This window comes from Actinokineospora baliensis (assembly GCF_016907695.1).
Classification (GTDB): domain Bacteria; phylum Actinomycetota; class Actinomycetes; order Mycobacteriales; family Pseudonocardiaceae; genus Actinokineospora; species Actinokineospora baliensis.
Map to the genome: position 1 here is coordinate 1,576,337 of NZ_JAFBCK010000001.1, position 13,595 is coordinate 1,589,931.

Consider the following 13,595-nt stretch of genomic DNA (forward strand, 5'->3'; position numbering starts at 1 on the left):
TAGTCGAGGGGGTGCGCCCCCTTTGGCGGACCCCGGTGGCCGGGAGATCGGTCGTCTCAAGGTCCGGGTCCTGCCCGGTACCGACGCGTTCGGCGCGCCGTTTCGGCGCTTCCTGGAGCGCATCGAGCGGACCAACGTGGTCCGCGTCGCGGCCGAGCTCGACGGCGGCGATCTCGTCGCCGACGCGCGGAAGATCGCGGCCACCGCCGAACGCGCGGCTGGCGTCACCGTCGCGGCCGAGCTGGACGAGGCGACCGTCCAGGCCCGGTGGCGTGCGCTGGTCGCACGGCTCGGCGGGGACACGGTCCACCTGTCGGTGGAGGTCGACAAGAAGGCGCTCGACCAGGTCCGCGCACTCGGCCAGGTCTTCACCCGGCTGGCCGGGACCACCCTGGCCATCGGCAACGCCGCCGCGACCGCACAGTCCCTCGTCGGGATCACCAGCGCGGCGGTCCAAGCCTCCGGCGCCCTGCTGCTGCTCCCCGCCGCCGGAGTCGCCGCCGGGATCGCGATCGGGACCCTAGTCCTGGGCTTCCAGGGGCTGGGCGACGCGCTGTCGAACCTGGACGACCCGGAGAAGTTCGCCCAGGCCCTGGCCACCCTCGCGCCGTCGGCGCGGGAGACCGCCCAGGCCGTCAAGGACCTGCAACCTGCCTTCGGGGCGCTGCGGCTGGATGTCCAGCAGCGGTTGTTCACCGGCATGGGCCAGGTCGTCGCCCAGCTCGGTGGCTCCTACCTGCCGGTCCTGCGGTCCGGGCTCGGCGGGGTCGCCTCCGAACTCAACACCGGCGCGCGGTCCTTCGCCGACTTCCTGACGTCCTCGCAGTCGCTGGCCGACACCGGGACCATCCTCGACAACGTCCGCGCCGCCCTGGCCGCGCTGTCCCCGGCCGGGACCTCGGTCGCCCAGGCGTTCCGCGACATCGCCGCAGTCGGTTCCGGGTTCCTGCCCGACCTGGCGAGCAAGATCAGCGACGCCGCGCGGCGCTTCGCCGAGTTCATCGCCAACGCGCGCGAAAGCGGCCAGCTCAAGACCTGGATCGGCGAAGGGCTCTCGGCGCTGTCACAGATGTGGCAGTTGCTCCGCAATCTGGGGTCGATCGTCAAGACCGTCTTCGGCGCGCTCGACGACTCCGGCGGCGGGTTCCTGGCGTTCCTGGTCGACGCCACCGGGCAGCTCTCCGCGTTCCTCAAGAGCGCCCAGGGCACCGAGGTGCTGAGCAAGTTCGCCGAGTTCGCCGCGACCGCGGGCGAGGCCGTCTCGGGCGTCCTGGGTGAGGCGCTGACCCAACTGGCCCCGGTGCTGATCAACCTCCTGCCCGCCCTGTCGACCTTCGCGGCCCAGCTCGGGGGCGCCTTGGTGTTCGGCCTCCAGCTCGCAGGCCCGCTGCTCGCCCAGCTCTCGTCGTTCCTGGCCCAGAACGCGGGCTGGCTGGGGCCGCTGGTCATCGGGCTGGGCACCCTCGCGGCCGTGGCCGGTCCACTAGTGAGCGCACTGTCCTTTGTGGTCACAACGGTGCGGGCCGTCACGCTCGCGTTCAACCTGATGAAGCTCGCGTTCCTGTCCAACCCGTTCACGGCGATCGCGTTGGCGATCACGACCTTCGTCGTCCTGTTGATCACCAACTGGGACACCGTGAAGTCCTGGACCACCAACACTTTCCAGGCGATCTGGGACTTCGTGTCGAACATCTGGCGCTCGGTGTCGGACTGGGTGTCGGCGCGGGTCCGTGACGTCCTGGCCGCCGTGGGCTGGCTGGGTCAGCTCCCGGGTCGTGTCGCGGGCTGGTTCCGTGGCGTGCGCGACGGCGCCGTGAACGCCGTCGGCGACCTGCTGTCGTGGCTGCGCGGCCTGCCGGGTCGGCTGCTCGATGCGTTGGGAAACCTGGGAAATCTGTTGCTCCAAACAGGACGCGACATGATCCAGGGGTTGCTGAACGGGCTGCGCCAAGCCGCGTCGGCGGTCGGCAACTTCCTCCTGAAGATCGTGAAGGACGCGGTCGGGGGCGTGCTGTCGTTCCTGGGCATCGCCAGCCCGTCCCGGCTCATGCACCAGATCGGCGGCAACACCGCGCTCGGGTTCGCCAACGGCATCGCCGACGCAACCCCGCTGGCCGTGCGTGCCGCCGACCGGCTCGCCTCGGCCGCGACATTCGACCCCGCAAGGGCCGATTTCGACTACGGCGCAACAGGTTCCGGCGCGGGGCTCACGGTGAACCAGACGATCAACACCCAGCCCGAACAGTCTCCGTGGTCGATCGCCACCGCGGCCAACCGCCAGCTCGGCTACGCGCTGCGCACCGGCGGCGGCCCCTAGGCCCTGTGAGCGCGGGCACCGGGGGAGGTGTGAGTCGATGCCGCCTTCGGGACTTCCACTACGCGTCCGCTGGACGGTCGACGGCCGCGAGTTCAACGGACCACCCGACCAGCTCGGCCGCGACTGGGTGATCGACAAGGTGACCGGCTGGTCCTCATCCCCGGGCGTGCGCGACTCGCAAGCCGCGCCGCGCACCGGGGCGCACGGGTCCTGGCCGGGCACCGTCTACCGCGAGGCACGGACCATCCGGCTCGACGGCTGGGTCTATGCGCCGACCTGGGAAGCGCGACGCGACGCCGAACACCGCCTGGCCGCGCTGTGCTCCGACCCCGAGGGCCGCTACGAGCTGCGGTGCACCGAGGAAACCGGCGACCTGGTCGCCGGAGTCGTCCAGGACGACGCGACCCTGGTCACCGTCCGCCCCGGCGGGCTCTGGCTTGACTTCTCCCTGCAGCTTGTCGCGGCCGACCCACGCAAGTACGCCGCCACCGAGCAGACCACCACGACCCGGCTCCCGGCCTCCTCGACCACGGGCCTGGACTTCGTCACCGGCGGCGGCCTTACCTTCACCGGCGGACTGGACTTCGGGCCACAGGCGTTCACCGGGCGCGCCAACGCCACCAACACCGGCACCGCGGACACGGCGCCCGTGTTCGCCCTGGCCGGGCCGCTCACCCCGCCCATCACCATCACCCGCCGAGGCGGGTCGACCCTGACCTACCTCGATCCCGTCACCGCCGAACAACGGCTGATCATCGACACCCGCGAACGCCTCGTCCTGCTCGACAACGTGCCCGCCCGCACCCGGGCCGTGGTGACCGACTGGGACGCGCTGACCATCCCACCCGCCGCGACCGGCCTCTACGTCCTGTCCCACACCGACAACCCCAACCCGACCGCCACCCTCACCATCACCTGGCGCTCGGCCTGGTGGTGACCGACCCGAAAGGAGCCCCGTGCCGGTCACGCTCGACGGACTCGACCCCTGGGCGGTCAACCTGCGCGTCAGCGAACGAGAAGCCCGCTACGCCCTCGGCGCCATCCTCGGACCCGCACCCGGCCGCCTCATGGGCTGGTCCTCCGGCGTGCTGCCCACCCGCACCGACGGCACCGTCATCGCCGACCTCCGCCCCGTCCTGCGCACCGCCGACGGCCTGGGCGTGACCATCAGCGTCGGCCAATGCGTCATCGAACGCCCAGGCCAAGGCCCCTACATCTGCACCCTGGACGAAACCGGCCGCGTCGAGCTCGACACTGCCGACCCCTCCAACCCCCGGATAGACCTCATCGTCGCCCGCGTCTACGACTCCCGGCTCGGCGACCCGCGCACCGGGTTCGTCATCGAGCCCATCACCGGCAAGGCCGCCCCCGAACCCGCCGCACCCGCGCTCCCACCCGGCGCGATCCCGCTCGCGACCTTCGCCCTTCCCCCTGCCACCCGCCAGCTCAGCACCGCCATGCGCACCGACCTGCGCCGCGCCGCCGGAACCCGCGGTGGCGTCGGCGTCCTGCTGCCCGGCGACGCACTCACCGACCCCGGTGCCTACCCCGGACACACCCGCTACCGACCCACCGGCCTGGAAACCTGGGACGGCGAACGCTGGCGCGGAGCACAACCACAGTGGGCAGGCGAAGGCACGAACTGGGTCACCCGCACCGGCATCCGCGACAATGCCGACATCAACTCCCTGGTCGTCCCCGACCCCGGCTGGCCCTACCGCATCACCGGCCAAGGCTCGGCCGAACTCGCCACCGTCGGATGCCGCGCCGACCTGTTCCTCCGCCTCGACGCCGCCGACGGCCCGATCTTCGCCGTCGGTGTCGGCCCCTTCAACCAAGGCGGCTGGACCCAGACCCAGATGCGCAGCACCGGCATCCTCACCGGCACCCACGCCATCTACCTCACCGCCACCCGCATCTTCGGCGACGGCACCTGGAGCAACACCCCGTACAACACGCACCTACGGGTGACACGCGACCCGGTCGGCGCTGTCTAGGGCTGCTCATCGCTGGGCGGAACCGCGCGACGACCAGGCCACGACGGCAAACTCGATCGACGTTCGGGGCGGAACAGCGGAACCAGCGCCCGCAGGATCGCCGGACGCTCCTTGGGCGGAACGCCCCTGATGGCCAGCCAGAACATGACGAGCTTCGTCAAACAACCGACCCCGGCTGAAATCGCCACGAGCCAGAACGCAACGTCCACGGTGATGCTGTCCTTCATCCGAGTGATCAAGCCGGACTGCTTGGGGCAGCCTCAACCTGACCAGTGACCTGGCCCTGTTGAGTCCGCCGCCGCAACAGCCGGGCTCGTGCTTTGACGCTGGTAAGGCGTCTCATCAACTCGGTGGAGGGAACCCAGTGCATGAACACCGGGGGATCGGCTGTCGGTCGTTGCGGCGACCGGCAGCCCTGTTGTGGTGAACGCGGAGCACATTAGCAGAGCAGGAGGTGGTCAACCTGCCTCCCCACCTGCTGCTTGGCCACCTGCGCACCGGTGAGGTCGTCACCGAGCTGGACGCGCCCGTGGACTTCACCGATCAACTGTCGGCCAGTGGCTCGGCACGCACCACGATCAGTTTGGATGCGGTGCCCGCCGATGTCGATCTGCTTGCTGTCACCGCACCGTGGCGACATTTCATGGCCGTTGCGGACGCGGACACGGTCTTGTGGGCCGGGCCGCTGGTACCCCGTACCCGTCCACCGGCCGCCGGTGAGATCACGCTGTCGGCGGCTGGCCTGTGGGCGGTGTTCGACCACCGGGTGCTTGCGCGGTACGGGTCGTGGGGGTTCACCGATCCGCGTGCCGACCTGGTCCTGACCTACCGCTCGTTGCCGGGGGTCGCGCTGGACATCGTGCGGACGGCCCTGGACCGCCCGCACGGCGAACTGCCCTTGGTCCTGCCCAACCTCAACAGCTCCGGTGACGAGACCCGCTCGTACTACGGGTACGAGCTGGCCACCGCCGGGGAGCGGCTGACCCAGCTCACCCAAGCCGAGGCCGGGCCGGACCTGCATTTCATGCCCAGGTTCACCGCCGACCGGTCCCGGATCGAGTGGGTGCTGCGCGTCGGCACGCCCGTGCTCTCGCAGCGTGGCGTCGACTTCCACTTCGATGACGGCCGCCAGCTCGTGGCCTACGGCTGGGATGAGGACGGCTCGGTCATGGCCGACACCGTCCTGGTCCCCGGTGACGGAGTGGAACGCGGGCGACTGATCGGCCGCGCGAGCAACGACGCGCGGCCCCGGGCCGGATGGCCCGCGCTCGACACGGTGATCACCAGCCACAGCAGCGAACGGCAACCCGACGTGCTCGACGCGCACGCCCGCGCCTACCTCGACGTCGTGCGCACCGGCATCACCCGGGACAGCGCCACCGTGCGCACCGATACCGCCCCCCGGCTCGGGTCCTACCTCGTCGGCGATCACGTCGTGCTCACCCCGCGCGCCGATCGCGCCACCCCCGCGGGTCAACGGCGCCGCCGGATCACCTCCATCACCTATCGGGCCAGCACACCCACCACGGCGGAACTGGGCCTGGCCCCGGTCCCCGCGACAACCTGACAGAGGACACGCCCCTTGCCTGTGACCCCCAGCCCGGACGACCTTGCCAACCGGATCACCGCGCTGGAGCGCCAGGTCGACGAGCTCGCGCGTGGCACCTTGTCCAACGCCGTGATCAGCAGCGGCGGAATCCAGATCCGCGACCTCGGCGGAATCCAGCTCACCGACCAGGACGGCCAGACCGTGTTCTTCGTCGGCGGCCTGGGCGGGCGGATGGCGCGGCCGGACCTCACACCCCAGCCTGTCACCGCCATCAGCGACGACCGCGGAAAGTGGCGCATCAGCGTCCTGGACGACAACCCCGCCGCCAAGGGGTACCGGCAGTACGTAGCCATCTGGGACTACAGCGGGAACATCATCCTCGGCGACGACGTGGACAGCGGTTCCGGCCTTGCCCGCCCCTACATCCCGCACACCGTCACCCGCGCCCGCTACTACGACTGGCCCGGCACCACCAGCGGCGACTGGGAAGCAGTCGAGACCGCCCGGTTCAACCGCCAGCACCCCTACCTCGACGCCCGCATCCTCTGCACCACCGACAACCCCGACACCCTCGGAGAGGTCCGGCTACGCGAGGAACCCAGCGGCGTGACATTCGCCATTGAACCCGTTGCGTTTCAACAGGAACTGAAGTCTTGGCGCGTGCCCGCCCCCGGGGTGTTCAACGAGACCCGGGGCGTGCACCTGGAAGTCCGCCGTAGCGCAGGGACCGGGAACGTGCGCGCCACCTTCGCCTACGTCTACGGCGTCCAGTCCTGACCTGACCGACCCCGACAAGCCCGTCACCACCCGGTGGCGGGCTTCTTTCGTATGTCCACAGGAGACCCGAACACCACATGACCGATTACGGCATCGACCTGTCCCACTGGAACCGCGTCACCGACTTCGGCGCCGTGCGCGCCAACGGCATCACCTACGCCTCGGTCAAGCTCACCGAGGGCGTCGACTTCATCGACAACGCCTCGGTCAGCCACACCAACGGAGCCAAGGGCGCGGGCCTGCGCGTCGGTGGCTACCACTTCGCACGCGACATCACCGTCAACGGCCAGGTCGACCACTTCGCCGGGCAGCTCCGTGCCCGCGGGCTCCTGGGCGCCGGTGCTCTGGCGCCGATGCTCGACATGGAGCAGGCCGACCTGCGCGACAACGCCAACCAGTTCGTCGCGGCATTCATCGCACGCCTGCGCGCGGTCACCGGCGTCCGCAAGGTCCTGGTGTACGCGAACCTTGACTGGTGGACCCGCGTCCTTCGGCCTGACGAGTGGGCCGACCAGGACGTGTTCCTCTGGATCGCCCGATACAACGGCCTACCGGGCAAGCCCGATTGGTCTCACCCCCGGCTGGCGCTGCACCAGCACAGCAGCAGCGGCGTCGTCCCCGGCATCCCCGGGAAGGTCGACCGCAACGCCACCGTCGGCGGGTTCACCCTCGACCACCTCACCCTCGACGGCGCCCCCGCCCCCGTTCCCGCGCCGGCGCCCACCCCCGCGCCCCAGCCTCAGACCTACACCGTCCGCGCGGGCGACACCCTGTCCGGGATCGCCCAGCAGCACGGCACGACCTGGCGCGAGCTGGCCCGCATCAACGCCATCACCAACCCGGACCGGATCTTCCCCGGCCAGGTTCTCACCCTCACCGGCTCGTCGGCAGGGCGCTTCTACACCGTCCGGGCAGGCGACACCCTGTCCGGGATCGCCCAGCAGCACGGCACGACCTGGCGCGAGCTGGCCCGCATCAACGCCATCGCCGACCCGGACCGGATCTTCGCCGGCCAGGTCATCCGCCTGCCCTGACCATCTCTGGAGGAACAACCATGACCCGAACCGCCACCGACCGACCGCGGCCCCTCCGCGCCGCCGCCCGCATCTTCGGCGGCATCACCGCCCTCATCGCGGGTCTGGCCAACAGCGGCGTCATCACCCCCACCCAGGGTGGTGCGATCCAGGGTGTCATCACCGCCGTGGTGGTCCTGCTCGGCACTCTCGGCATCGTCGTCGTCGCCGAGCCCAAGGTGACCCCGCTGACCGACCCCCGCGACAACTACGGCGCACGCCTCACCACCCACCCCACGATCGCACCCGATCGGGATGCGCTGTGACGGCGTCGGCCGCACTCCCCGTCCCGGCACACACGCTCGATCCGGAGGTGGTCGCGGTAGCTCGCGCTCACGGGGCCAGCGCGCCCCCGTTCAGTCCGGAACAGCGGGACGTGTTGGTGTCGATCCTCCAACCCTCCGTGACGGCGCTGAACGCGCGAACCAGCTAGTCGAGTCCACCACGTGGTGAAACGGCTGCTGCCCCGACCCACTGGGGGTGTCGGGGCAGCAGCCGCACATGCACTTGATCAGGCGGCGACCAGTTCAGGGTTCGGGTCCGGGATGACCGGGCCGGACAGCCACGTCACGGACACCGCGTCCGGATCGAACCTGCCTCGAACAGGCGTGCGCACCAACCTGGGCCGCATCACCGTTCTCAACACCTCACGTCGCCCAGCGAGATCCAGGTCAGCCCAGACCTGCCGCGCCTGCGCTCCTGCGATCGGTGCCAAGGTGGGCGCGGTGCTCAGGTCATGGATCCGCTTCTCTGCCGCCTCGATCTTCGGTAGGAGCTGGGCCTCGATGACCGCCAGCCGCTTGGCGGTCAGGTTGCCGTTGACCGCCTCGGTGGTGAAACCCTCCAGCCTGGCGCGCAGTTCCTCGGCGTCGGCCTGCGCCCGGCTCAACTCGTCCGTGGACTCCGTCACCCGGAACAGCTCAGGAGCCGACTCCAGACGGGCCAGCACCATCTCCGTGATGAACGCGTCCGTGTCCTCCACCCGCCGGGAGATGTGCCCCTGGTTGCAGGCGTAGATCCCGCCATCGCGCTTGTGCGCGTAGCAGAACCGTTCACACTTCGAGCACCCCAAGATCCCCGACAGTAGGTGCTTCGCCCGGATGCCGTCCCGCCGCGGCTTCACCGTCGGGTTGCCCAGCCGGACCATCAGCAGAGTGCGCTGCTTCTCGGTGATGAGCGCCTCCCACCGCCCCTTGCAGAGGATCGTCCCCCGCAGCACCCGCAGGCCCGCGATCGCCGGGTTCATCAGCACCGACCTCACCTTGGAGCCGTTCCATGGCGAGGCGTACACCGTGGGCTTGCCGTCCATGTTCATCGACCGGGCGATCCACGACGGGTGCTCCCGGTCCACGCTGACCCGCACGACCACGTCGCGGGCGAGTTCCTGCTGCTCCGGCGAGCACTGATCCATCAGGTTCGCCCACGCGACGGCATCCAACGACGCCGCGTAAATGTTCTTGACCTGGCGCGCGTTCCACCGACCGTCGCGCGGCGTGGGCACGTTGGCGTCATTCAAGTACTTCGCGATGCTCGAGTACGGTTTCTTCGCGATGGCCCGTTTCGCCATCTCCTTCACCGCCGGGCCTGTCACCGGATGCGGGACCATCTCGATCGCCTCGCCTGATTCCGGGTGAAACACCTTGGTGTAACCGAACGGCTTCGGACCGTGCCACCAGCCGTCGTTTGCGCGGTTCTTGACACCCCGCAGCACCCGTTTGCGGGTCTTCTCGGACTCGCGCTCCGAATCGACCGCGTCCTCTGCGGTGTCGATCCGGTCGTCCGGGTCGTTCATGTCGTAGATGCGATCGTCATACGCCCAGAACCCGCCGACCTCGATCAGCAGCTTCCGCAACACCACGAACACGTCCAACTCACGCTGCGCCCGACTGTTCTCCCAGGTCCACAACAGCTTGGCGTCGCCCGACCGCAGCAGATCCAGAGCGCGCTTGTAGTCCGGACGCTCGTACACAGCGTAGCGAGACGCAGACATATCGTTGTCACGCAGAATCGCCACAAGTTCGATGCCGTTCTCCTTAAAGAACAGCTTCCCGGCCGCAACCTGAGACGCGACCGATATCGCCCGCCCCTTCTTGTCAGCCGACGCGCGCGCATATATCACCCCGCGAAGTCTTGTCAAGTCCGTTGCTCGACTCCGCGCATGACTGTTCAATGTAGCAGTGCTCACGATAGGCCCCCCAGCTTCTCGATGACCGAACGCTCGTGGCGTTCATTGATCACCAGTGTAACCGGAAAGCTGCACGTCAGACCGCATTTAGCGACCGTGTCCGGCCCGGAAAAGTCCTTCACGAGAAAGCACCATAAGACGCAAACTAGCTGGACCTGTTTTGTGTGGGGGTGCGGCAGTCGTAGCGTTGCTGCGCGGACAGGGCCATGCTTTTCGGCCCCTGCTTTGCGGTCCTGCCACGGCTGTCGTAGGGGCCCCACGCAAAACAGGTCCACCACATCGAGCCTGCACTTAAATCGCGGATCGGCGCGCGATGCCGAAGGCGAGCCGACGATCCGATGCAAGGCGCGAAGCGACGAGCCGAAGATCATCTAACCCAAGAGCCCCCGATATACAGCTTACCGAGGCGCGCCGACAGAATGGCAGCAGAGAAGCGTGCCTGTGGACAGGCGAGCACGTTGTGGACAACCAGCCAGCGCCCTACCGATCCACGAACTGCTTGTACAACGACGGCCGCCACAACGCCGCCCCCTCAAACAGCCGAATGATCCGCCTCCGCGCCCCCGGCTCCCCAAACCCGTGGAAAGCGGGCAACCGCGGCAACCGCGACACCTCCGCCACCGCTTCCCGGATCTCCCCCGGGTCCGGCGCCACGTTCACCACCCCCTCCGCGTCCGTCCGCCCCCGCTGCCGGGTGCCCACGTTCACCACCCGCGTCCCCACCACCGGCGCCTCCCGCACCCCCGATGACGAGTTCCCCAGCATCACGTCCGCGTTGCGCATCAACGTCACGAAGTGCTCGAACCGCATCGACGGCAGTCGCGCGAACCGGTCGCCGGTCAACCGGTCCAGTTCTTTGCGGATTTCGTCGCACCCGGCGTCGTTGTTCGGGTCGATGATGACCCAATTCCCGCCTGCGGCCAGCACCGCGTCCACCACCGCGGCCGCGTTCACCGCGTTAAGCCCCGGCTCGGTCGTCACCGGGTGCACGACCAGCACCCCGTAATGGTCGAAACCGATTTCGTACCGCGCCCGGACCTCGTCGATGGTCGGTAGGTCCGGCGACGTGAGGATGTCGATTTCGGGGCTGCCCACCACGAATACGCGGTCTTCCTCTTCTCCCAGTTGCAGCAGCCGGGCCCGGGCGGTGGCGTTCGCGACCAGGTGCACGTGCGCGTGTTTGGAGATCGAGTGCCGCACGGAGTCGTCGATCGCGCCGGAGACCTCGCCGCCTTCGATGTGGATGACGCGGACGTTGTGCAGCGAACCCACCAGGGCGGCGGCGAGGGCCTCGACGCGATCCCCTTGGACCACGATGGCGTCCGGTCGTTCCTCGTGCACCAGCCGGGTGAGGGCTTGGACGGTGTTGGCCAGGACCAGGGCCATCGGCTCGCCGTCGACCTGGTTGGGGATCAGGTGCAGCCTGCGCAGGCCGACCCGCTCCACCTCGTTGACCGTGTATCCGTAGCGGCGGAGCAGGTGCATGCCGGTGACCACGACCCTGGCTTCGAGGTGGTCGCTGGACTGCACCGCCAGCATGATGTCGCGGAGCTTGCTGAAGTCGGCCCTGGTGCCGGTGACGAACAGGACCTCCCGGCAGCCCTCAGACATCCGCGAGGTCGTTCCAGCTCAGCTGCCGGTCGGCGGGCAGGTCGACCGCGGCGCGGCGGCCGAGCAGGTCGGGGTAGTGGGCGGCGCGGATCTCGCCGGTGCCGGGGCGCTTGACCCACAGGTTGGTCGGGGACAGCTCGTCGCCCGCGGCGACCGGGGCCGTGGTGACCACGCTGGCGTAGGCGAAGTCGATCGTCGGCTGCTCGGCGGCCAGGATCTGTTTGCTGCCACCGAGGGCGGCGAAGACCAGCCGGGAACCGGTGACCAGTTCGGCGAACTCGGCCGGGGTGGACGACACCGGGATGTCGGGGCCGGGCCAGGTCGGGTCCGAGGTGAAGTGCCGCTCGAGGACCCGCGCACCCAGCGCGACGGCGCCGAGGCACGGGTAGATCGACGTCGTGTGGTCGGACAGGCCCAGCACCGCGTCCGGGAATTCGGCCCCCAGCTCGGCCAACGCGCCGAGGCGCACCTGCTCCGGCGGGGTCGGGTACAGCGACGTGCAGTGCAGCAGCGCGTAGCCGACACCGGCGGCGCGCAGCAGGTCGACCGCGGGCCGGATGGAGGCGATGTCGTTCATGCCGGTGGACAGGATGACCGGCTTGCCGAGCGAGGCGATGTGCCCGACGAGCGGGTAGTTGTTGCACTCACCGGAGCCGATCTTGTACGCGGCGACGTCGAGTTCGGCGAGGCGGTCGGCGGCGGCGCGGGAGAACGGGGTGGACAGGAAGAGCAGGCCCCGCTCCTCGGCGTGCGCCTTGAGCTCCCGCTCGACCGACGCGGGCAGCGCGCAGCGGCGCATCATCGCGTAGATCGGCTCGTCGGCGTTGCCGGGCACGACGTCGTTGGGGACCATCTCGTCCTCGACGACGTGGGTCTGGAACTTCACGCACTCCACGCCCGCGTCGGCCGCGTCGGCGACCATCCGGTGCGCCTTGTCCGGGTCGCCCTCGTGGTTGATGCCGATCTCGGCGATCACCAGGGGCGGGTGCTCCGATCCGATGGCACGGGAACCGACGAGTACTTCGGCCAAGGGGGCGACCTCCTGCGGGGTCGTGGACGACGACCGGGTCTCGCGGAGTCTAGCCGCGCACAGCCGGTCCCGCGCGCTGCAACGACCGGCTACATACCCTTGGGGGAACCGCCGGTAGTCTCAACCACCGTGCAGGTATCGAGCGCGATAGACATCCCGGCCAAGCCGGTGGTGCACTCCGGGCGGAGTTGGGCGCGGGCGGCGAAGGACATCCGCGACGGCGTCGCCGCGCGGGAGTTGTGGGGCCACCTCGGCTGGCAGGACATCAAGCAGCGCTACCGGCGCTCGGTCATCGGACCGCTGTGGATCACCATGAGCATGGGTGTGACCGCGGCCGGGCTCGGCCTGCTCTACTCGCAGCTGTTCGGCATCGAGGTCGACACCTTCCTGCCGTACCTGACCGTCGGCTTCATCGTCTGGGGCTTCATCCTGGGCTGCCTGACCGAGGGCTCGGACGCGTTCATCGCCAACGAGGGCCTCATCAAGCACCTGCCCGCGCCGCTGACCGTCTACGCGCTGCGCACGGTGTGGCGGCAGACGCTGATGATGCTGCACAACATGCTCGTCTACGCCGTCGTCCTGGCGCTGTTCTTCGGCTCCATCTCCGCGGGCGGTTACACGCTGTCGCCGGGTGGCGTGCCGCAGCCGGGCCTGAGCTGGACCATGGTGCTGGCCATCCCGGCGTTCGTGCTGCTCGCCCTCAACGGCGCCTGGGTGGCGCTGCTGTTCGGCATCATCAGCACCCGCTACCGCGACATCCCGCAGGTCATCAACGCGCTCACGCAGCTGCTCTTCTACGCGACGCCGATCGTGTGGCCGGTGGACGTGCTGACCCAGAAGCTGGGGCCGGGCGACTGGAAGCACCTGATCGTCGAGCTCAACCCGCTGTACCACTTCGTGCAGATCCTGCGCGCGCCGCTGATCGGCAGCGAGCAGAGCTGGCACCACTGGTTGGTCGTCGGTGTCATCACGGTCGTCGGGTGGAGCCTGGCCTTCCTGGCCATGCGCAACTACCGTGCCCGTGTCTCCTACTGGGTCTGAACGAGGCAGTCACAC

General features: G+C 69.3%; 12 protein-coding genes. 8 read left to right on the forward strand and 4 right to left on the reverse strand.

What is annotated here, in order from left to right; all coding sequences use genetic code 11:
- Positions 1 to 22 precede the first annotated feature (22 nt).
- From JOD54_RS07435 to JOD54_RS07445, 3 genes are read left to right on the forward strand one after another with little or no spacing between them, the layout of a single operon-like run.
- Positions 23 to 2,317: a phage tail protein gene (locus JOD54_RS07435; protein ID WP_204449823.1), complete on the forward strand. Its 2,295-nt coding sequence runs from the start codon at positions 23 to 25 to the stop codon at positions 2,315 to 2,317.
- Positions 2,318 to 2,354: 37 nt separating this feature from the next.
- Positions 2,355 to 3,254 carry a phage tail family protein gene (locus JOD54_RS07440; RefSeq protein ID WP_204449824.1) on the forward strand — a complete coding sequence of 300 codons (900 nt, stop codon included), beginning with the start codon at positions 2,355 to 2,357 and terminating at the stop codon, positions 3,252 to 3,254.
- 19 nt (positions 3,255 to 3,273) lie between these two features.
- On the forward strand, positions 3,274 to 4,314 hold the full coding sequence (locus tag JOD54_RS07445; protein WP_204449825.1) for a carbohydrate-binding protein: 1,041 nt from the start codon (positions 3,274 to 3,276) through the stop codon (positions 4,312 to 4,314).
- On the opposite strand, the gene JOD54_RS07450 is transcribed toward JOD54_RS07445, so the two are convergent.
- Positions 4,311 to 4,541 (reverse strand): hypothetical protein, encoded by a 231-nt coding sequence (locus JOD54_RS07450; RefSeq protein WP_204449826.1) that lies wholly within the window; start codon positions 4,539 to 4,541, stop codon positions 4,311 to 4,313. The genes JOD54_RS07445 and JOD54_RS07450 overlap by 4 nt on opposite strands.
- Before the next feature lie 227 nt (positions 4,542 to 4,768).
- Here JOD54_RS07450 and JOD54_RS07455 point away from each other — a divergent pair, with 227 nt between their 5' ends.
- The 4 genes from JOD54_RS07455 (at position 4,769) to JOD54_RS07470 (ending at position 7,979) form a co-directional block, all read left to right on the forward strand.
- Positions 4,769 to 5,881, forward strand: coding sequence for a hypothetical protein (locus tag JOD54_RS07455; protein WP_204449827.1), 1,113 nt, complete (start codon positions 4,769 to 4,771; stop codon positions 5,879 to 5,881).
- A gap of 15 nt (positions 5,882 to 5,896) precedes the next feature.
- Positions 5,897 to 6,640: a hypothetical protein gene (locus JOD54_RS07460; protein WP_204449828.1), complete on the forward strand. Its 744-nt coding sequence runs from the start codon at positions 5,897 to 5,899 to the stop codon at positions 6,638 to 6,640.
- Between the two features lie 77 nt (positions 6,641 to 6,717).
- A complete protein-coding gene (locus tag JOD54_RS07465; protein ID WP_204449829.1) occupies positions 6,718 to 7,674 on the forward strand; it encodes a LysM peptidoglycan-binding domain-containing protein in 957 nt (318 codons plus the stop codon).
- Between the two features lie 20 nt (positions 7,675 to 7,694).
- Positions 7,695 to 7,979, forward strand: a complete 285-nt coding sequence (locus JOD54_RS07470) for a hypothetical protein (protein ID WP_204449830.1) — start codon at positions 7,695 to 7,697, stop codon at positions 7,977 to 7,979.
- 245 nt (positions 7,980 to 8,224) lie between these two features.
- Here JOD54_RS07470 and JOD54_RS07475 read toward each other — a convergent pair whose 3' ends face one another.
- The 3 genes from JOD54_RS07475 to JOD54_RS07485 all read right to left on the reverse strand — a co-directional run bounded on the left by JOD54_RS07475 (position 8,225) and on the right by JOD54_RS07485 (position 12,539).
- A complete protein-coding gene (locus JOD54_RS07475) occupies positions 8,225 to 9,850 on the reverse strand; it encodes a recombinase family protein (RefSeq protein WP_204449831.1) in 1,626 nt (541 codons plus the stop codon).
- Positions 9,851 to 10,378: 528 nt separating this feature from the next.
- Positions 10,379 to 11,509: a UDP-N-acetylglucosamine 2-epimerase gene (gene neuC / locus JOD54_RS07480; RefSeq protein ID WP_204449832.1), complete on the reverse strand. Its 1,131-nt coding sequence runs from the start codon at positions 11,507 to 11,509 to the stop codon at positions 10,379 to 10,381.
- Positions 11,502 to 12,539 carry an N-acetylneuraminate synthase family protein gene (locus JOD54_RS07485; RefSeq protein WP_239573308.1) on the reverse strand — a complete coding sequence of 346 codons (1,038 nt, stop codon included), beginning with the start codon at positions 12,537 to 12,539 and terminating at the stop codon, positions 11,502 to 11,504. The genes neuC and JOD54_RS07485 overlap by 8 nt, the downstream gene beginning before the upstream one ends.
- Positions 12,540 to 12,692: 153 nt before the next feature.
- Between JOD54_RS07485 and wzm the strand changes: the two genes are divergently transcribed.
- A complete protein-coding gene (wzm, locus tag JOD54_RS07490) occupies positions 12,693 to 13,580 on the forward strand; it encodes a galactan export ABC transporter permease subunit Wzm/RfbD (RefSeq protein ID WP_372440394.1) in 888 nt (295 codons plus the stop codon).
- The last annotated feature ends 15 nt before the right edge of the window (positions 13,581 to 13,595 follow it).